General features: G+C 39.6%; 16 protein-coding genes, 1 tRNA gene and 1 pseudogene. 14 read left to right on the top strand and 4 right to left on the bottom strand.

The features are described from left to right. Together GX437_06345 and GX437_06340 are read left to right on the top strand one after the other, a co-directional pair. Positions 1–205 (top strand): EamA family transporter (locus GX437_06345; protein NLJ07270.1); only part of this gene is annotated, 205 nt, incomplete at its 5' end. After that, positions 189–839, top strand: coding sequence for a DUF2461 domain-containing protein (locus tag GX437_06340; protein ID NLJ07269.1), 651 nt, complete (start codon positions 189–191; stop codon positions 837–839). The genes GX437_06345 and GX437_06340, both read left to right, overlap by 17 nt. 5 nt (positions 840–844) lie before the next feature. Here GX437_06340 and feoB read toward each other — a convergent pair whose 3' ends face one another. Both feoB and GX437_06330 read right to left on the bottom strand, forming a co-directional pair. Then, positions 845–2,980, bottom strand: coding sequence for a ferrous iron transport protein B (gene feoB, locus GX437_06335; protein ID NLJ07268.1), 2,136 nt, complete (start codon positions 2,978–2,980; stop codon positions 845–847). Continuing rightward, positions 2,977–3,246 carry a ferrous iron transport protein A gene (locus GX437_06330; GenBank protein ID NLJ07267.1) on the bottom strand — a complete coding sequence of 90 codons (270 nt, stop codon included), beginning with the start codon at positions 3,244–3,246 and terminating at the stop codon, positions 2,977–2,979. The genes feoB and GX437_06330 overlap by 4 nt, the downstream gene beginning before the upstream one ends. A gap of 260 nt (positions 3,247–3,506) precedes the next feature. On the opposite strand from GX437_06330, the gene GX437_06325 reads away from it, so the two are divergent. From GX437_06325 to lepA, 3 genes are all read left to right on the top strand, one after another. Beyond that, positions 3,507–5,378 carry a hypothetical protein gene (locus GX437_06325; GenBank protein NLJ07266.1) on the top strand — a complete coding sequence of 624 codons (1,872 nt, stop codon included), beginning with the start codon at positions 3,507–3,509 and terminating at the stop codon, positions 5,376–5,378. 11 nt (positions 5,379–5,389) lie between these two features. Beyond that, positions 5,390–7,522 (top strand): methylmalonyl-CoA mutase, encoded by a 2,133-nt coding sequence (gene scpA / locus GX437_06320; protein ID NLJ07265.1) that lies wholly within the window; start codon positions 5,390–5,392, stop codon positions 7,520–7,522. Positions 7,523–7,618: 96 nt separating this feature from the next. Continuing rightward, on the top strand, positions 7,619–9,412 hold the full coding sequence (gene lepA, locus GX437_06315; protein NLJ07264.1) for an elongation factor 4: 1,794 nt from the start codon (positions 7,619–7,621) through the stop codon (positions 9,410–9,412). A gap of 53 nt (positions 9,413–9,465) precedes the next feature. On the opposite strand, the gene GX437_06310 is transcribed toward lepA, so the two are convergent. Together GX437_06310 and GX437_06305 are read right to left on the bottom strand one after the other, a co-directional pair. Beyond that, positions 9,466–11,886 carry a sodium-translocating pyrophosphatase gene (locus tag GX437_06310; protein NLJ07263.1) on the bottom strand — a complete coding sequence of 807 codons (2,421 nt, stop codon included), beginning with the start codon at positions 11,884–11,886 and terminating at the stop codon, positions 9,466–9,468. A 146-nt stretch (positions 11,887–12,032) separates the two neighbouring features. Continuing rightward, positions 12,033–12,105: transfer RNA gene (locus GX437_06305), tRNA-Lys, on the bottom strand. Positions 12,106–12,481: 376 nt separating this feature from the next. Here GX437_06305 and GX437_06300 point away from each other — a divergent pair. The 9 genes and pseudogenes from GX437_06300 to GX437_06260 all read left to right on the top strand — a co-directional run bounded on the left by GX437_06300 (position 12,482) and on the right by GX437_06260 (position 20,533). Beyond that, positions 12,482–13,681 carry a glycine C-acetyltransferase gene (locus GX437_06300; GenBank protein NLJ07262.1) on the top strand — a complete coding sequence of 400 codons (1,200 nt, stop codon included), beginning with the start codon at positions 12,482–12,484 and terminating at the stop codon, positions 13,679–13,681. Between the two features lie 20 nt (positions 13,682–13,701). Continuing rightward, positions 13,702–15,405, top strand: a complete 1,704-nt coding sequence (acsA, locus tag GX437_06295; protein ID NLJ07261.1) for an acetate--CoA ligase — start codon at positions 13,702–13,704, stop codon at positions 15,403–15,405. A gap of 32 nt (positions 15,406–15,437) precedes the next feature. Beyond that, the gene (locus GX437_06290; protein ID NLJ07260.1) at positions 15,438–15,686 is read left to right on the top strand and encodes an acyl carrier protein; all 249 of its coding nucleotides are present in this window, start codon (positions 15,438–15,440) and stop codon (positions 15,684–15,686) included. A gap of 18 nt (positions 15,687–15,704) precedes the next feature. Then, complete coding sequence (gene kbl, locus GX437_06285; GenBank protein NLJ07259.1) at positions 15,705–16,952, top strand: glycine C-acetyltransferase; 1,248 nt, start codon at positions 15,705–15,707, stop codon at positions 16,950–16,952. 169 nt (positions 16,953–17,121) lie between these two features. Next, a complete protein-coding gene (locus GX437_06280; GenBank protein NLJ07258.1) occupies positions 17,122–17,520 on the top strand; it encodes a nucleotidyltransferase in 399 nt (132 codons plus the stop codon). Next, complete coding sequence (locus GX437_06275) at positions 17,517–17,825, top strand: nucleotidyltransferase domain-containing protein (GenBank protein NLJ07257.1); 309 nt, start codon at positions 17,517–17,519, stop codon at positions 17,823–17,825. The genes GX437_06280 and GX437_06275 overlap by 4 nt, the downstream gene beginning before the upstream one ends. 408 nt (positions 17,826–18,233) lie before the next feature. Further along, a complete protein-coding gene (locus tag GX437_06270; protein ID NLJ07256.1) occupies positions 18,234–19,364 on the top strand; it encodes an ATP-binding protein in 1,131 nt (376 codons plus the stop codon). Between the two features lie 371 nt (positions 19,365–19,735). Next, on the top strand, positions 19,736–20,101 hold the full coding sequence (locus GX437_06265) for a DUF454 domain-containing protein (protein NLJ07255.1): 366 nt from the start codon (positions 19,736–19,738) through the stop codon (positions 20,099–20,101). A gap of 267 nt (positions 20,102–20,368) precedes the next feature. Beyond that, a pseudogene (locus tag GX437_06260) lies at positions 20,369–20,533 on the top strand (tyrosine-type recombinase/integrase). Positions 20,534–20,684: the final 151 nt, after the last annotated feature.

Raw genomic sequence — 20,684 nt, 5'->3', positions numbered from 1 at the left:
TTATTTTTTCATTCAGGCATTAAACAAATCAGGCCTTGTCTCTGCCTCTGTTTTTGCCGTCAATCATATCGGTATCGTTTTATTCAGCATTTTTGTATCCTTACTTTTTTTCAGGGAAAAACTCAGGTGGTACAACTGGATAGGCATCGTTTTGTGCATCTTTGCAGTATTATTGTTAACCATGAATCATGAAATCCATACTTGAATTTTTATCAGCTCTTGAAAAAAACAACAACCGCGAATGGTTTAATGCCAACAAACAACTGTATGAGGAAAACCGCAGGTTGTTTTTGTTAACCATTGGCAAAATCATTAAAGGCATTTCTGCATTTGACAGAAGTATCAGTCAGGTAGATCCCAAAAACTGTGTTTTCCGTATTTACAGGGATACGCGGTTTTCGGCAGATAAAACTCCATATAAAAATAATTTTGGAGCTTTTATTTCAAAAGATGGTTTTAAAAGTCATCATAGTGGTTATTATTTTCATATTCAGCCGGGCGAATACTTTGTTTCAGCGGGTATCTATATGCCCATGCCGGAAGCGCTTGCCAGAATCCGCAGTGAAATTTATCATCATTACGATGATTTCAAATCTATTGTTGAACATCCTGATTATCAGAAGTATAAAATTAAATTTTGGGAAGATAAACTGAAACGCCCGCCAAAGAATTTCGACCCGGACTTTGAGGGCATCGAATGGCTGAAATACAAAAGCATTGCCCCTTTTCATGAGTTGAGTGAGAGGGATTTACTTTCAGAAAATCTGATTGAAAAAATTGTGGAAGTTTACAGGATATTATTTCCCCTGAATCAGTTTTTAGACAAAGCCTTAAGCTAAAAATCTTATAAAATATTGAATATCTGATAAATAAGAAAAGACATGGTCCATGCTGTCAGCAGGGTATATCCTACATAAAGCACTGTGTATTTTGTTTTTCCGGCTTCGCGATGAAAAATAGTAGTGGCAGCGATACAAGGGACATAAATAAGTACAAACATTAATAGAGACAGGGCAGTTGAAAAAGAGTAATCATTTTTCAGCTTTTGCTGAAGGGTTTTGGTTGATTCATAACTGCTTTTGTCCAGTGAATAAATGGTAGCCATTGACGAAACCACCAGTTCTTTTGCTGCAAATCCGGTAATCAGACTGATTCCGATACGCCAGTCAAAGCCAAGTGGCTGAATGACAGGCTCTATAAAAGTTCCGATTCTGCCGATGACAGAATATTTCAGTTGCAGTGCTGATTCTTTTGCTTCAAGCTCATTAATAATGCTGACTTTTTCTTCCGGCAGGAGGTATGGATTTTCTGAAGTTTGTTTAATCTGATAAGAATTGCTTTGGTGAAGACGAATGTTTTTCGGAAAATTACTGGCCAGCCAGATGATCAGTGATGCAATCAGAATGGTTGTGGCTGCTTTTTTCAGATACATCTCGGCTTTGTTCCACATCTGAAAAAACAATGATTTCGGAGAAGGAAGCCTGTAAGGTGGCAATTCCATGACAAATGGCTCTGATTCACCCCTGAAAATAGTTGATTTAAAAAGCTTTGCAGAAAGTAAAGCCAGAATAATCCCCGTCATATAAACCCCGAAAAGAGCTGTTCCTGCATATTTAACAGGGAAAAATGCCCCGATAATAAGAATATAAACCGGCAGCTTAGCCCCGCAACTCATAAAAGGTATTATTAATAAGGTAGTTATTCTGTCGCGCTGACTTTTCAATGTCCTTGTTGACATAAATGCCGGAATGGAACATCCCAGCCCCGTTATGAGCGAAATGGCTGACTTCCCATGAAGCCCAAAGGAATGCATGACTTTATCGACCACAAAGGCAGCACGTGCCATATATCCTGTTCCCTCCAGAATGGCAAGGGCAAAAAACAACAAAAGTATATTGGGTAAAAATGAAAGAACTCCCCCCACCCCGCTGATAATTCCATCAGCAATGATGGATTTAAGTATGTCGTTTGAAATGTTCAGGGTTACCATCTCTCCCAGCCAGGCAAATGCAATTTCAAGCCATCGTGTAGGGTATTCTCCCAATTGAAAAACAAGCTGAAACACCGCCCACATCGAAATAATGAAAAACGGAATGCCGGTAATTCGGTTAATTAAAAGAAAATCAAGTATATCTGTGAAAGAATATTTTCTTTTTCTGCTGAAAACAATGGTTTCCTGCACCGCACCTTTGACAAATGAAAACCTGTTTTCATTGATGACTTCATCCGGCTCTTCTTTAAAATGGTATTGAATTTCCCTGCTCATGGCGGTAAGTAACGGAAATGCCTTCATCCAGATTGCCCTGTCTTTTATCAACTTATAAACCTGTTCATCATGTTCCAGCAGTTTAATGGCCAGCCAACGGGTATTGTATGCCTGCTTTAATTCAATATCCTGAGAAAGAATTTCTGATAATCTGAGCAATCTTTCTTCAACAAATTCATGGTAATGAAACTTTCTTACCATTGGCTGCCTGTCTTCATACAGGCTGATGATGGTATCCACCAGACGGTTTATTCCAAGCTTTGTTCTTGAAGATACAGGAACGACCGGGGTACCAAGCAGAATCTGCAGCTTATTTTCATCAACCTTAATCCCCGATTTAACAGCTTCATCATAAATATTAAAAGCGCTAATAACTTTTTTTTCAAGCTCGAGCAACTGTGTGGTAAACAACAGGTTACGCTCAGGGTTGGTAGAATCGATGACATGAATAATAATGTCGGGCTTCTCGAAAATCAAATAATCACGGGCTACCTGCTCTTCCGGTGAATAGGCTGAAAGTGAGTAAGTCCCGGGAAGGTCAATCAGCCTGATCTGATAGTTTTTATGAATTAACGTCCCTTCTACCCTTTCCACCGTAACCCCTGCGAAATTCCCCACTTTACGGTTCGTACCGACCAGCTCATTAAACAAAGATGTCTTACCGCTATTCGGGTTTCCTGCTAATGCAACATGAATGACAGAAAGGTCTTTCATAATTTTTGCCTGACCTGTATGAGCTCCGCCTCCTCCAGCCGAAGACTAAGCAAAAAATTATTAATCCTGATTTCGATGGGGTCACCCAACGGAGCTTTGCGGATAACCCTGAACTGACATCCTTTCAGAATTCCAAAATCAATCAGACGTTTCCGGATTTCACCCTTAGCCAGAATATTGAAAATTTCACCCTCTTCTCCTTTCTTCATTTCAGAAAGTTTTTTCAACATCATCATCTGGCCGGTATCTTTTATCCTCTCTGTCATTTAATTTAGAAACATTCTAATTTAAGGCAAAAATAACAAAGTTTTACCAACCTGATAATTTTTTTTTAAAACCGGAAACTCTTTTTTAAGCCTGCAATCAACTCAGAATTATGATTTTAAATCAAAGATCTTTATTATTTCCTCTTCTTGATTTAAATTTGAAGCCGGATTCAGTTGTTGAATCAAATAAGTTTATAGTTTTGCCTGTTTTTCAAATAACAGTTTAAGCTTTTTAAATGATTAAAACTTAAAGATAAACAATGGATGACCAAATAAATATGAAACTTTTTGAAGAATTTAAACCTGTTTCAAACGAGGAATGGGAAGAATTGATATTAAAAGACCTGAAAGGGCAGGATTTTCATAAAAAGCTGGTCTGGAAAACACAGGAAGGCATTGAAGTCTATCCGTACTACAGGTCGGATATTTATGAGAAGATTGATTTTCATGAACAGGAAGCTATCATACAGTACCAGCGAAATACCAATGACTGGCTTATTTTTCATGAAATCAATACGGCTGACCCCATTCAGGCCAATGAAGAAGCACGGCATTTCATTCAGTCAGGCGTCAATGCCATTGGCTTCAATGCAAGACATATTAATAATGTTGAAAAAGCTGCCCAGTTGCTGAATGGAATTAACCTGAAAGAAAATTTTCTGTCATTTTCTGCTGCCAGTTGCAACCGTTTTCTCAGGGGACTCCTGAATGAATATCTGGTAATGAACAATCAGGATTCATCAGGTTTCAGGGGTTGCTTCGATCATGACCCGCTGACATTTTTAATCACAAATGGTTATTTGTCAGACTCTTACGATGCACTTGCCAAACGACTTTCCGAACTGTTCGACACGGTCGATGCCATTTTGCCCGAGTTTAAAGCCTTGAATATCAAAGGAAATATCTTCCACAACAGTGGTGCTGATGCCGTTCAGGAGTTGGCAATAGTTTTTTCCATCCTTGTTGAATATATTGATTTACTGACAGAAAAAGGCCTTTCGCCCGACAATCTTTTGAATCATTTTCAGCTGACACTGGGAACAGGTTCATCTTATTTTACGGAAATCGCCAAGCTCAGGGCTGCCCGTCTGCTCTGGTATCAGATTGCCAATCAGTATGCTGTAAAAAAAGACTGCTCTAAAAAAGCCTTTATTCATGCCATCAGCTCTGAATGGAACATGGGCGTATATGATGCCCACACCAACATCCTGAGAGCCACTACCGAAGCCATGTCGGCCATCATTGGCGGTGCCAATCTGCTCACCTTGCTCCCTTTTGACACAACTTTCAGACAGTCAGGTGAGTTTTCAAAAAGAATTGCTAAAAATATTCAGATCCTTCTGAGAGATGAATCACATTTCAACAAAGTTGTTGATCCGGCTGCCGGTTCCTACTACATTGGTTTTCTGACAGATGCATTGTATAAAAAATCATGGGAACTTTTCCTTGAAATCGAAGAGAAAGGCGGCTATCTTAAATGTGTTGAGTCCGGTTATATCCAAAACCTGATTGAAAACACGGTCGAAGAAAGGAAAAAAAATGTAAACAGTGGAAAAGAGAAAATTCTTGGTGTAAATCTCTACCCCGAAATCAACGAAAAAATGCTTCCGCAAATTGATCCCGTTTTATTCAGAAAGGACGAAGCCGTTGATATTGGTGTAAAAGTGATACAGCCTTACCGAAAAGCCTATGAATTCGAAGACTTGCGTTTAAAAACCGAAATGTTTGTCGTTAAAGGTGGTAATCAGCCGGTTATCTTCATGCTGCCGTTCGGAAATCCCGGCATGGCCACTGCACGTCAGATTTTTTCACGCAACTTTTTCGGAGTAGCCGGTTATAAAGTGATTGAAAACATCCGTTTTTCAGATTTCGGACAAGCCATTTCCCATGCAGTCGAAAACAAAGCAGATGTGGTGGTTTTGTGTAGTGCTGACGATGAATATCTTCCTGCTGCCAAAGAAATAATTCCTGAACTCAAACAACGTTTGCCTGAAGTCAGAATAGTAGTGGCCGGCAATCCTGTTGCATCAGAAGAATTGCTGCAGGCAGGTGTTGACGATTTTATACATCTGAAAACAAATTTGTTTGAAAAACTGCTGGAATATCATAAATTATTCAAAATCATTAGCTAATATCAATAATTATGAGACCTGATTTTTCAAAGATAAAAAGCATTTCCGTTAAAAAAGAGGAATCTCACGACACACCGGAATCAGTATGGCTGACAGCTGAACAGATTGGTGTCAGGCCAAAATTCAGTCTGAAAGATCTTGAAAACATGGAGCATCTGAACTATGCAGCCGGTATTCCGCCCTTCTTGCGTGGGCCTTATTCCACCATGTATGTCATGCAGCCATGGACGATCCGCCAGTATGCCGGATTTTCGACAGCTGAAGACTCCAATGCCTTTTACAGACGAAACCTCGCAGCCGGACAAATGGGACTTTCGGTAGCCTTCGATCTGGCCACCCACCGGGGTTACGATTCCGACCATGAAAGAGTGGTTGGAGATGTCGGAAAAGCAGGTGTGGCAATAGATTCTATCCTCGATATGCGGATATTATTCGACCAGATCCCACTGGATAAAATGTCAGTGTCGATGACCATGAACGGTGCCGTTTTACCAGTTATGGCCTTTTACATTCTGGCAGCTGAAGAACAGGGAGTTAAGCCCAATCAATTGTCAGGAACCATTCAGAACGATATTCTGAAAGAATTTATGGTTCGCAATACCTATATTTATCCACCTCAACCCTCCATGCGCATCATTGCCGATATTTTTAAATATACTTCGCAGAATATGCCAAAATTCAACTCCATCAGTATCAGCGGATACCATATTCAGGAGGCAGGAGCCACTGCAGTTCAGGAACTGGCCTATACGCTTGCTGATGGTCTTGAATACCTCAGAACCGGCATTCATGCAGGACTCGACATTGACGCTTTTGCTCCACGAATTTCATTCTTTTGGGGAATTGGGATGAACCATTTCATGGAAATTGCCAAGATGAGAGCGGCCAGAATGCTCTGGGCCAAAATTGTCAGGCAATTCAATCCTAAGAATCCAAAATCAATGGCATTACGTACCCATTGCCAGACCTCCGGCTGGAGCCTGACCGAACAAGATCCGTTCAATAATATCGCCAGAACCTGTATTGAAGCCATGGGAGCTGCCTTAGGCCATACCCAAAGCCTGCATACCAATGCACTGGACGAAGCCATTGCCCTACCCACTGATTTTTCAGCACGTATTGCACGTAACACCCAGATTTACATTCAGGAAGAAACGAATATCTGTAAAGCTGTTGATCCCTGGGCAGGATCTTACTTTGTTGAATTTCTTACGCATGAAATTGCTCACAAAGCATGGAAGCTGATAGAAGAAGTCGAACAACTGGGTGGTATGGCAAAAGCTATTGAAACAGGGCTTCCCAAACTACGAATTGAAGAATCGGCTGCACGTAAACAGGCTAAAATTGATTCCGGGGAAGAAATCATTGTCGGAGTAAATAAATACAAGCTTGAAAAGGAAATGCCCCTTGAGATTCTGGAGGTTGACAACACTGCAGTCAGGGAAAATCAGATCAAAAGACTGAAAGAACTTAAAAATTCGCGGAATCAGAAAGAGGTTGAGGAAAGTCTGAACGATATTACCAAATGCTGCGAAAGCGGAGAAGGAAACCTGCTGGAGCTTTCTATCATAGCTGCACGTAAAAAAGCCACGCTGGGAGAAATCAGTTATGCCATGGAAAAGGTGTTCGGCAGATACTCACCTCCCATTAAATCTATATCAGGAGTATATTCATCAATTATGGAAAACGATAAGGATTTTGAAAAAGCCCGTCAACTGGCGGATGAGTTTGCAGAGCTTGACGGCAGACGGCCAAGAATAATGGTAGCCAAAATGGGTCAGGACGGCCACGATCGCGGAGCCAAGGTTATTGCCACAAGCTTTGCCGATATAGGATTTGATGTTGATATTGGTCCATTATTTCAGACCCCTGCCGAGGCAGCACGTCAGGCAGTTGAAAATGATGTACACATTCTGGGTGTTTCGAGCCTTGCTGCCGGCCACAAAACGCTGGTTCCTGAAGTTATCAGGCTTTTAAAAGAGGCTGGCAGGGAAGATATTCTGGTTATTGTCGGAGGAGTGATTCCTCATCAGGATTATCAGTTTCTGTACGACCACGGTGTGGCAGGTATTTTCGGACCTGGTACCAAAATAGCCAGATCAGCCATCGATATTCTTACTATCATGCTGGAAAGATTCAAATAATTCTTTTTCAACGAATTGGAATTATTCAGTATCAACAATTGCTGGTAGCTTTCCTGTTCATCCATACCACCTTCTCTTTGTATCTTTGCAGGCGTTATGAAATTCATCCGAAACTTCTGTATTATTGCTCATATTGACCATGGAAAAAGCACCCTGGCCGACCGCCTGCTTCAGATAACCCGTACCATCTCGGAACGCGAACTTGTCGAACAGGTTCTTGACGACATGGATCTCGAACGTGAAAGAGGCATTACCATTAAATCGCATGCCATTCAGATGGAATATACGCTGGACGGGCAAAACTATGTACTCAACCTGATTGATACCCCCGGACATGTCGATTTTTCCTACGAAGTTTCGAGAGCTATTGCTTCGTGCGAAGGGGCATTACTAGTGGTTGATGCCACCCAGGGGATAGAAGCACAAACCATCAGCAATCTTTTTCTTGCCCTCGAACACGATCTGGTAATTATTCCAGTCATCAACAAAATTGACCTTCCTGGCGCCATGATTGAGGAAGTTAAAGACCAGATTGTTGACATGGTGGGCTGCAAGGCAGAAGAAATTTTACTTGCCAGTGCAAAAACCGGTGAAGGAGTCGATGAAATATTAAAAGCTATCATAGAGCGAATACCTTCACCAAAAGGCGATCCGGAGGCTCCCCTTCAGGCATTGATTTTCGATTCTGTCTATAACTCTTACCGTGGAGTCATTGTTTATTTCAGAATTTTTAACGGCACCATCCGCAAAGGGGAAAGAGTAATGTTTGTCAACACCAGGCACGACTATATAGCTGATGAAATAGGCATACTCAAACTTAATCAGGTACCACGTGAGGTAATAACTGCCGGAGATGTCGGCTACCTGATTTCGGGGATTAAAGCCGCCAGTGAAGTAAAAGTCGGAGATACCATCACCCACTATTTGAACCCCTGCCGCGAAGCCATTCAGGGCTTTGAAGACGTTAAACCCATGGTATTTGCCGGCATTTATCCTGTTGTCAATGAAGAATTTGAAGAGCTGAGGGACTGCATGGAGAAACTCAAGCTGAATGATGCTTCACTCGTTTATGAACCTGAGACTTCAGCAGCACTTGGCTATGGTTTCCGCTGCGGTTTTCTTGGCATGCTTCACATGGAAATCATTCAGGAAAGGCTCGAACGGGAATTTGACATGACAGTAATTACAACTGTTCCGAACGTCTCGGTAAAAGTCAATCTCACCAGCGGCAACGAAATATTCATTAACAATCCTTCGGAACTCCCTGATTTTTCACGTATTAAAAGCATTGAAGAACCCTATATTAATGCCGAAATAATTACCAAATCAGAATACGTTGGGCCGATTATCAAACTCTGCCTTGGTAAAAGAGGCGTACTTCAGAATCAGTTTTATATTACCCCTACCCGTGTCGAGTTAAGTTTTCTGATGCCACTTTCCGAAATTATCTTCGATTTTTACGACAAATTAAAAACAATTTCGAGAGGATATGCATCACTCGATTACCACAATGCAGGCTGGAAAGAATCATCACTGATCAAGCTTGATATTATGCTCAACGGAGAACCGGTAGATGCCCTTTCGGCTATAATTCACAGGGATAAAGCCTATGATTACGGAAGAAAAATCTGTGAGAAACTAAGAAAATTAATACCCCGTCAGCAATTTGAGGTTGCTATTCAGGCAGCCATAGGGTCCAAGATAATAGCAAGGGAAACGATAAAACCTGTCAGAAAAGACGTTACAGCCAAATGTTATGGAGGCGATATAACCCGAAAGAGAAAATTGCTTGAAAAACAAAAGAAAGGCAAAAAACGAATGAAACAGATTGGTTCTGTTGAAGTTCCCCAATCAGCATTCATGGCTGTACTTAAAGTAGATGAAGACTGAAAAAAAGAAGCCCCCTGTCATACAGGAGGCTCCCTTGTGCAAGAATAATGTGGCTATTTTTTTATCCTCATTCCATAAAAGGAACGGTAAACAAAGAACAAACCGGTAAGGAAAAATACAATACCGATATAGGGGAAATAATTGGTTCCACCGGTTTCAGCCGTTTTCTGAAGGTTGTGAATAGAAATTTCAGCAGCAAGCAGACCAAACAGGGTGGAGAATTTAATAATAGGGTTCAGTGCCACAGAAGCTGTGTCCTTATATGGATCACCGACAGTGTCGCCAATTACAGTTGCGGCATGAAGCGGAGTTCCTTTTTCCTTCAGATCCACTTCTACCACTTTTTTGGCATTGTCCCACGCACCACCTGTATTGGCCATATACATGGCCTGAAACAATCCGAAAACAGCAATTGAAATCAGGTAACTGACAAAGAAATTGGGGTTAAAGAATGAAAAAGCAAGGGTCAATGAAAAAATGACCCCGAAAATATTCCACATCCCCGACTGGGCATAACGGGTACATATTCTCACCACATCCTTTGAGGCTTTCACATCGGCTTCCTGAATGTTGAGATTGATATGTTTTTTGATATATTCGACTGCACGATAAGCTCCTGTTGTTACGGCCTGCATGGAACTTCCTGTAAACCAGTAAATAACAGCCCCACCGGATATAAAACCAAGAATGACACCCGGAGATGTCAGGTTGATGTCGAGCAAAGGCTGACCGTTAATAATGGTTTTAGACAAGAGGAGGATTATGGAAAAAATCATTGTGGTAGCTCCGATAACAGCAGTTCCAATCAATACAGGTTTTGCTGTGGCTTTAAAGGTATTTCCTGCTGAGTCATTTGCTTCCAGATGATGTTTACCTTTCTCAAAATCAGGTTCAAAGCCAAAATCTCTTTTAATTTCTTCCTTAATTCCCGGTAGTTGTTCGATACGCGAAAGTTCAAAAACACTCTGGGCATTATCGGTTACCGGACCATAGCTGTCAACGGCAATGGTTACAGGCCCCATCCCCAGAAATCCAAATGCTACCAGGCCAAAAGCAAAAATAGAGGGATAACTGATGAACTGGTCGAGACCCAGCGTGCTGATATAATACGCACCCAGCATCAGGCCGACTATGGTAATTCCTTTCCAGAATGCACTGAAATTTCCGGCCACCATACCTGATAAAATTGTCAGGGAAGCTCCGCCTTCACGTGAAGCGGTAACAATTTCATTAACGTGTCTCGACTTTGCAGAAGTAAAAGCTTTCGTAAATTCAGGAATAATGGCGGCTGCAAGTGTTCCGAAACTGATAATCCCTGCCAGCTTCCACCATAAATCTGTTACCACATTGCCTTCAATTTCAATTTTTCCAATCAACAAATAACTAATAACAAACGTAACGATTATTGAAGTAATGGAAGTAATCCACACCAGATTGGTTAAAGGCGTTTCAAAATTAAAGGAAGATGCTTTTTCATAACGTGATTTTGAAATCAGATTATTAAGGTAATAGGAAAATAAAGAAGTGAAAATCATCAGAATACGCATGGCAAATATCCAGACAATCAGGGTAGCCTGAAAAGGAATATTTGCTATAGAAAGCACAATAAAGGCAATGAGGGCAACACCCGTTACACCGTAAGTTTCAAAGCCGTCAGCAGTAGGGCCGACACTGTCCCCTGCATTATCACCTGTACAATCGGCAATGACACCGGGGTTACGGGGATCATCTTCAGGCAAATTGAAAACAATCTTCATCAGGTCGGCACCAATGTCAGCAATTTTTGTAAAAATACCTCCTGCTATTCTCAGCGCACTTGCTCCTAAGGATTCTCCGATAGCAAAGCCCACAAAACAAGCCCCGGCACTATCTCCGGGAACAAACAACAAAATGGTAAGCATCATTACCAATTCGACACACACCAGCAACAGACCTACACTCATGCCCGACTGAAGAGGAATCGACATTACATAAAACGGCTTATTTTTCAGGGCGGCAAATGATGTCCGGCTATTGGCTAAAGTGTTGATTCTGATACCAAACCATGCCACTGAATAGGAACCAAGAATACCGATTACCGTCCAGAACAATATCAGTAACACCTTTGGAATTGTAATTCCCTCTACAAGGCCAAGAAAATAATAAACAATGGCGACAGCAATAATCAGGAATAAGATAATCAGGAATCTTCCCTGCTGCAAGAGGTAAGTTTTACAGGTCTCATAAATAATCCCTGAAATATTCAGCATGGATTTATGAACCGGAATCTTTTTGATTTTCAGGTACTGAAGAACTCCAAACAAAATACCGATCAGAATGATAACTGAACTGATCAGCAACAAATTCCAGCCATTTAATCCAAAATTTTGAAAAAAGCTTTGTTTCAGGTCAGGAATTGGGAGATCTGCTTCACTTGCCACAGACAATAGAGGCAGAAGCAATCCTAAGAAAATTGTTGTAATTTTTTTCCTCATAACGTGATAATTTTATGTTTAGCAAAATTTTTTTCAAACCACAAATTTAATTTTTTAAATAAGAAAAAAAAGTTGGACTGTTTAAAAATAAAAAAACCGCATGAAGGAATTTCAGGCGGTTAGTTTATGTATTTCACGACTTGATGTGATCCTGCTGGGATTCGAACCCAGGACCCCCTGCTTAAAAGGCAGATGCTCTACCTGCTGAGCTACAGAATCAAAATTAATTGAGGGTGCAAAGGTATGAAGTTTTTATTTTGTGATAAAACTTTTGAAATATTTTTCAAATTCTATACAACTCTAAGATTATCAATCACATAATTAAAGTCTGATTTTCCCTTCAGAAAGTCCGGTTTCTGTTACGGTAATAAAAATCAGGTGAGAAAATATAAGATGTTCATACCGGAACAAATTTAAACTGAAGATAAAACCATGTTTAAAACTATTCAAAAAGTGTGTACCGAAAGAAACAGATGTTAACTTGAAGAAGCCGCGACAAACCGCTGATATTTTTTTGCATAATTCAACTCAATGTTTAATTTTGACCCCCATAAAAATATCAATCAAAAACAACTTTCCAAAGTTATTCAACAAGATGTACGGTAAAATTAAAGAAGAACTTAGCCAGCAGTTAGAGATGCTGAAAAAGGAAGGGCTGTACAAAACCGAACGAATACTGGCCACACCGCAAGGAGTAGAAATAAAAACAGAAAAAGGGTTAAAAGTCCTGAATTTCTGTGCAAATAATTATCTGGGACTGTGCAATGAACCCCGTGTCATGGCAGCTGCCAATCTTGCTTTTTTCAGGTGGGGATTCGGAATGGCATCGGTACGCTTTATCTGTGGAACTCAAAAGGTACATCGCGACCTGGAAAATAAAATGTCGGAATTTCTGGGAATGGATGATACCATTTTATATAGTTCTGCTTTCGATGCGAATGGAGGTGTATTTGAGCCCTTACTCGATGAAAACTGCGCCATCATCAGCGATGAACTTAATCATGCTTCCATTATTGACGGAGTAAGATTATCGAAGGCAAAACGCTACCGTTACCGCAACAACGACATGGAAGACCTCGAAGAACAACTTATTCATGCACGCGAGGCAAAATATAAGATAATCGTTACCGATGGTGTTTTTTCAATGGATGGTATCATTGCCCAGGTAGATAAAATATGTGATCTGGCAGAAAAATATGATGCACTTGTCATGGTGGACGACTCTCATGCCACAGGTTTTATCGGTCCGACAGGAAGAGGCAGCCATGAACATTGTAACTGCATGGACAGAGTTGATATAATTTCCACCACTTTCGGAAAAGCACTCGGAGGAGCATCGGGAGGTTGTATTTCCGGAAGAAAAGAAATCATCGAGATATTAAGGCAGAAAAGCAGACCTTATCTGTTTTCAAATTCTCTATCTCCTGCCATAGCCGGTGCGACCATTGAGGTCATCAACATCCTTCAGGAATCAGATTATCTGAGAGAAAAGCTATTTCAAAACACCAGATTATTCAAAAAACTCATGAAAGAAGCGGGCTTTCAGATTGGCGAGAGCATACATCCGATTACTCCTATCATGCTTGGGCATCTTGAAAACGATGCAAAGGTTTCACAGATTTTTGCCGAGGAATTGCTCAGAGAGGGAGTTTATGTCATTGGCTTCTACTTCCCGGTAGTGCCAAGAGGAAAATCCCGTATCCGTGTTCAGATCAGTGCAGCACATTCAACAGAAGACATTGAATTTGCAGTTGATAAATTTATTAAGGTAGGTAAAAAACTAAACGCTATATAAACATTTAAAGGAGAAAGAATATGTCAAACATTGGTTCTTACGAAGAAAGAATAAAAAACTTCGACTGGTCTATAGCCGAAAAAGAATTAGGTTATAAAAAAGGTGATGTCATCAATATCGGATGGTATTGTTCCGACCGTATCTGCCAGCTTGGAAAGGCAGGAAAAACAGCGCTGAAATGGGAAGGACATGCAGGTCAAACCAAAGAATATACCTATGATGACCTTCGTAAAGTCAGTAATACTATTGGCCATTTTCTGAGAGGACTTGGCATTCAGCCCGAAGACCGTGTATGCCTGTTTATGGATAAAATTCCTGAATTATATATCGGATTGCTTGGCATTTTAAAAATCGGAGCCATTGCACAACCACTTTTTTCTGCTTTTGGAGATGAATCACTTTTTGTCAGGCTTGAAAATGCAGAAACCAGAGCCATCATTACCCAGAAAAAACATGCCCCCAAAGTAAAGAAAATTCTTGAGAGACTCCCCAACCTTGAATACATCATCATTGTTGACCACGATGGAAAGAAAGCACTTGGCGAAAAAGAAGTTGCCATGAATCTCGACAATATGGAATGGATTGATAGCTTTGAAATACATCCGACCACAGCCGAATCCCCATCTCTTCTGCACTATACTTCGGGAACAACCGGATTGCCAAAAGGCGTTAAACATGTTCATTATTCACTGATTTCGCAATACCTGACCACCAAATGGGTTCTCGACCTGCAGGAGGATGATATTTACTGGTGTACAGCAGACCCGGGATGGGTTACCGGAACCAGTTACGGGATCATCGGGCCATTCAGCATGGGTGTTACCCAATGTGTACTTGATGCAGGTTTCTCAGCTGAAAACTGGTACAAGTTTATCGAAAAATACCGTATAACCATGTGGTATTCAGCACCTACGGCTATCCGTTCACTGATGAAGGCCGGAGATGAAATCGTCAAACAATTTGACCTCAGCAGCCTTCGCCATCTGGCAAGTGTCGGAGAACCGCTCAATGCCGAAGCAGTCGTTTGGTCGGAAAGAGTTTTTGGCAAGCCATTTTACGACACTTACTGGCAGACAGAAACCGGTTCTATCATGATTGCCAATTATCCGGGCATGAAAGTAAAACCGGGTTCCATGGGAAGGCCCTTCCCCGGCATCACAGGCGGAATAGTTGATACTGAGACTTATGAAGAAATAAAGGACATCAATAAACCGGGTCTGATTGCCTTTCGTCCGGGCTGGCCGGCAATGATGCGTATGTACTGGAAAAATGAAGAGACATACAAAAAGAAATTCCAGAACGGCTGGTATATACCTGGCGACCGTGCCACACTCGACAGTGACGGTTATTTCTGGTTTATTGGCCGCGATGATGATGTCATCAATACCGGTGGACATCTGGTCAGTCCTTTTGAGGTTGAAAGCGCCCTGCTCGAACATCCCTCTGTGGCTGAATCGGCTGTGGTTGCAAAACCCGATGAAGTCAACATGGAAGTCGTCAAGGCTTTTGTAACCTTAAAAGAAGGTTATCAGCCTTCGGAAGAGCTTGAACTCGACATCATGAATTTTATCCGGAAAAAACTATCACCCCTTGCCATGCCACAGGAAATTGAATACATGGATAAACTGCCAAAAACACGTTCAGGTAAGATTATGAGAAGATTGCTCCGTGCTCAGGAATGGGGTGAAGATATCGGAGATACCTCTACCCTTGAAAATGATTAAAATTTGTTTATAAACCTTTAAATTGTATAAAAATGGAGAATATTAAAGACGTAGTATTAAAGTATGTCATTGATGAATATCTGGAAGATGACAGCGAAGAAATCACCTATGATACTCCCCTGATTTCAGGTGGTATAGTTGATTCATTTTCAATGGTTTCACTGAAAAGATTTCTGGAAGTAAAATATAAAATCCAGATTCCGGACGATGAAGCTACCCCTGAAGCATTTGATAATGTCAACAGTATTGTAGCACTGGTAGAAAAATTTCTGAATAAATAACCCTTAAAATAAAAAACTATGGCTTATAGTGACCGGGCCAGAAAAGTGTATCAGGATACCTTGACTGGCATAAAAGAAGCCGGGCTTTTTAAACAGGAACGTTTTATTCATTCCGTTCAGAGTGCCGATATTGAAGTCGAATTTCCTGCAGGAAATCCCCTGAAAAAGGTGATTAATATGTGTGCCAACAACTACCTGGGGCTTTCGAGTCATCCGGAAGTGGTTCAGGCAGCTCATGAAGGACTTGATACCCGAGGCTATGGCATGTCTTCCGTACGATTTATCTGTGGCACTCAGGATATTCACAAAGAACTGGAAGCCCGACTGACAGAATTTTTAGGAACAGAAGATACCATCCTGTTCCCAAGTTGTATGGATGCCAATGCCGGTGTTTTCGAAGCTATTCTGACCAAAGACGATGTGATGATCAGTGACCGTCTTGTTCATGCTTCCATCATTGACGGGATCAGACTGGCACCCGCCATGCACGACACTTTCAAACACTCCGACATGGAACACCTTGAAAGTAAACTCCAGCAATACATGGATAAGCGTATCCGTGTAGTCATTACTGATGGTGTTTTCAGTATGGATGGTGACCTTGCCAAACTCGATGTAATGGCTGAGCTGTGTGAAAAATACGATGCCATGCTGTTTGTCGATGATTCTCATTCCACCGGTTTTATCGGAAAAACAGGAAGAGGTACCCATGAACATTGCGGAGTAATGGGGAAAATCGACATCATCACCACCACCTTTGGTAAAGCGCTTGGAGGAGCTTCAGGTGGATGTGTTTCCGGCAGAAAAGAAATCGTTGAAATGTGCCGTCAGAAAGCACGCCCATATCTTTTCTCAAATACCATTGCCCCTGTTGTGGTGTCCGGTGTGCTTAAAGTGCTTGATACCCTATCGAAAAGTACCGAAAGAAGAGATAAACTCGAAAAGAATACAGAATTCTGGCGTAAAGGCCTGCTTGATGCCGGGTTTATCATCAAGGAAGGAGAATCGCCAATCGTTCCCGTCATGCTTTTCAATGCAAAGCTTTCGCAGGATTTTTCAAAAGACCTGTTTGAAGAAGGTATTTATGCTGTCGGTTTCTTCTTCCCCGTTGTGCCTCAGGGACAAGCCCGTATCCGTACGCAGATTTCTGCAGCTCATGAAATGCACCACCTCGAAAAAGCATTGAATGCATTTATCAAAGTGGGTAAGAAATACAACATCCTTGGCAAAACCAAGAACGAGATTATAGAGATGTACGGAAACTAATTCCTTCATTTCGGATTGCGGATTGCAGATTGCGGATAGACGATTTCGTATTTTAGATTTCGAATTAAAAAACCCTTTTCATGCTGATGGATGGAAAGGGTTTTTTATTTGACTTTTTAGTCTAAATTTGCGTAAACAAAATGATTATTTAATTTCAAAAAACTAACAAATGGAAGCAGATATTAGGTGGAAGCAAAGGTTTAGTAATTTTAAAAAAGTATTTGTGCAGTTGACAGAGTTCATCGACAAAGGGAAATTAAATAAATTTGAGGAACAAGGACTTATTCAATGTTTTGAATATACTTATGAACTTGGCTGGAACCTGCTGAAAGACTATCTTGAAGCAGAAGGGAACCAAAATGTTACCGGCTCAAGAAGTGCCATTGCCGAAGCATTTAAATATGGATTGATTGCAGATGGAGAAGGATGGATGGAAATGTTTAAGGACAGAAATAAAACAAGCCATACTTATAATGAAGATACTACCAGAGAAATTGTTGCTAATATTTACAATATATCTTATCCTCTGTTTAAAAATTTGATTGAAAAGTTTGATAAATTGTCATGAGATTTGGCTTATCTGAACATACTATTGCATCTATAAACGCTGTTTTTGAGTTATTTCCTGAAGTTGAAAAAGTCATTATTTATGGTTCACGTGCTAAAGGAACTTTTAAAAATGGCTCTGATATTGACTTAAGCCTGATTGGTGATTCCATAAATTTAAAATTGCTGAATAGAATTGAGCTGGCATTGGATGAATTGATGTTGCCATATACCTTTGATTTGTCAATCTATCAGCAGATTTCTAATCCTGAGTTTATCGATCATATCAACAGAATAGGACAAATATTCTACGTAAAGAAACAATAAAATTAAAAAAAACCTTTTCATGCTGTTGGATGAAAAGGGTTTTATTTTGGGATATAAATAGCACGCACTACAAATGCACGTTAACTTAAAGCGCATCTACTTTTTCTTTGAAAAAAGCATTAATAATTTAGTCCTAATAATAGGGGGTTAAACCATGATGTATCCAAATTGTATTATTTTTAATTGTGAATTTTTGTTTTAATTGCGTTACAAAAACACAAATTATTTTTAACAAAATGCTAAATATTTTTTTACCCTTATTAGATTCAAGCCATGACAATTTTAACGTGAATTCCGCCAACTCTTCAACAAAATTAGCGTGAATTCTGCTGAAAGTTCAGCAATTTTAGCGTGAATTTTGCTGATATATTAACAATATTTGCGTTAAATTTGTTTAAAATTTCAATCATGTTATTTAGGAATATAACCGGTTCAATCAAAGATGCATTAATTTCAAAAGATAAAATTGTTATTTTGTATGGTGCAAGGCAGGTTGGTAAAACAACATTAGCAAAAGCAATCGCAGAAAGTCTAAACCTGAAAACAAGATGGGTAAATGCCGACCAGATTATTTATAGAGATGTTTTATCATCGCGGGATGTAAACAAAATTAAACTGCTTACCGATGGGTACGAGCTTCTTGTCATTGATGAAGCACAGCAAATTCCTGATATTGGTATCAATTTAAAAATTATTTATGACGAACTTAGCCAATTGAAAGTATTGGTTACAGGCTCTTCTTCATTTGATTTATCAAAAAAAGTAACAGAACCTTTAACCGGCAGAAAAATTATTTTCAAACTATTTCCCTTTTCTTTCAGTGAAATTATGCATCAAAGTTCTGCTTTTGATGCTACTCAAAAAATTGATGAATTAATGGTTTATGGCTCCTATCCTGAGGTATTTACTCAAAAAAATATGCAGGATAAAAAGGAAATTTTACAGGAGATTGCGAATTCCTATCTTTTTAAAGATATACTCGTTCAAAATAATCAGGTTAATATCAGTACGCTGTTTAACCTGTTAAAATTACTTGCTTTTCAAATTGGTTCGGAAGTTTCAGTAAATGAACTTAGTAAAAACCTGTTTATCAGTCGAGAAAAAGTTGAGAAATACCTCGAAATATTAGAAAAAGCTTTTATTATTTTTAAATTAACTGGATTCAGCAGAAATCTCAGAAAAGAAATCAGCAAACAGAACAAATATTTCTTTTATGATAATGGCATACGCAATATCGTTATCAATAACCTAAACCCTTTAAACCTGAGAAATGATGTGGGGCAGTTGTGGGAAAACTTTGCTATTGCCGAACGTATTAAAAGAAATGAATATAATCGGAGTTTTGCATCTTTATATTTTTGGCGTACATTTACAGGTGCAGAACTCGATCTGGTTGAAGAATCAGATGGAAAAATCACAGGCTTTGAAATTAAATTTAACAAAGAGAAAGTTAACCCTCCGAAAACATGGACTGAAACCTATCCTGAAGCTACCTTTTCGATGATTACCAAAAACGATTTCATCAATTTTGTTAGATAATTGGTGCATTTTGGGCTTGAAATGGGGTTATCGAAGAAAAAACATTTACTTGAAAAATTGCCGGGAATCCTGAAAATCCTATATCGAGTTAAATATATTGATGATAATAGATTTGTGAGCAGGTTGTTTGAGGCTATCCCCTGCCATCTGAACCCAACCATAAAAGTTTTATTTGAATTTTGCTGAAAATCCAACATTTATCAGGTGGATTGACGAAACTTACGGTCAATTCAAAAGTGTACTCCTTTATTTGCTGATCTTTTCAACGAAAACTTTTTAAATGCCATAAAGTTACTGCAAAATATCACCATGTTATTGTCTTTCTTTCTTTATTAACTGCATTTTTTTTGCAACATCTCCCGACTTTTAAAATGAAGTTTCTTTTTATCACAGCAGGAATTTTGTTTGTAGGGCTTGCCGTCCTGGGAATTATTGTACCGGGACTTCCAGCCACACCCTTTCTGTTGTTAGCTTCTGCTGCATTTATCAAAAGTTCGCCCAAACTATATCACTGGCTGAACAATCATCGTATATTCGGCTCATTATTAAAAGATTTTGCCGAAAAAAAAGGTATCAGCCTCCGGAATAAACTCATCTCCATCATACTGATGATAGCCATGACCTCAATATCCATCATCTTTTTTATACAGTCTGATCCCATCAAAATCATTGTCGCTATTTGTGCTTTGGCCGGTACAACAGTTGTTTTATCGCTGAAAACGGTAAAAAAGAAATGACTTTTGATCTGATCAAAAATCTATTCGTAATCACAGCTGTCCAAAATAAAAAAAAATTGAATGGGTTGGCAACAAACAAACAAACAAACCCATTGTAAAAATAACGCTCTTAAGTCAAATCATAAGTTTACTTCCAAGAGAAAATTTCATAAAACTTGTCGGGAAATATGCGGTTAAAACACCGGAGGCTTGATTTTTAAAATTCAATTTTTCCCTTTCGTTTTGCGTTTATACTAGCATTTTTTTTTGTAAATTATTTTGAACAGCAGTGATAAAAAAGCAGAAATAAAAAAGGAGGTGAGTATGCACACATTAAGACATAGCTTTGCCACTCACTCGCTGGAAAATGGGACTGATTTAAGGTATATACAAAGTTTTTTAGGGCATTCCGGTTCAAAAACTACTGAAATTTACACACATATAACCACATAAGGTATAAAGAAAAAAATTTTTTCTTTAAATCATTTGTCAGTTTGAAAAATATTATTAATTTTGCCATCAAATGTAAGTAAACATAATTTTTATGGAGGTGTATATTCAAGTAGAGTAAAAATATACGCAATATTGCATATATCCAATCGTT

This window comes from Sphingobacteriales bacterium (genome assembly GCA_012517435.1).
Taxonomy (GTDB): Bacteria; Bacteroidota; Bacteroidia; order CAILMK01; family JAAYUY01; genus JAAYUY01.
Note: the sequence above shows the minus strand (reverse complement) of the source record. Positions and strands in the feature narration are given on the sequence as shown.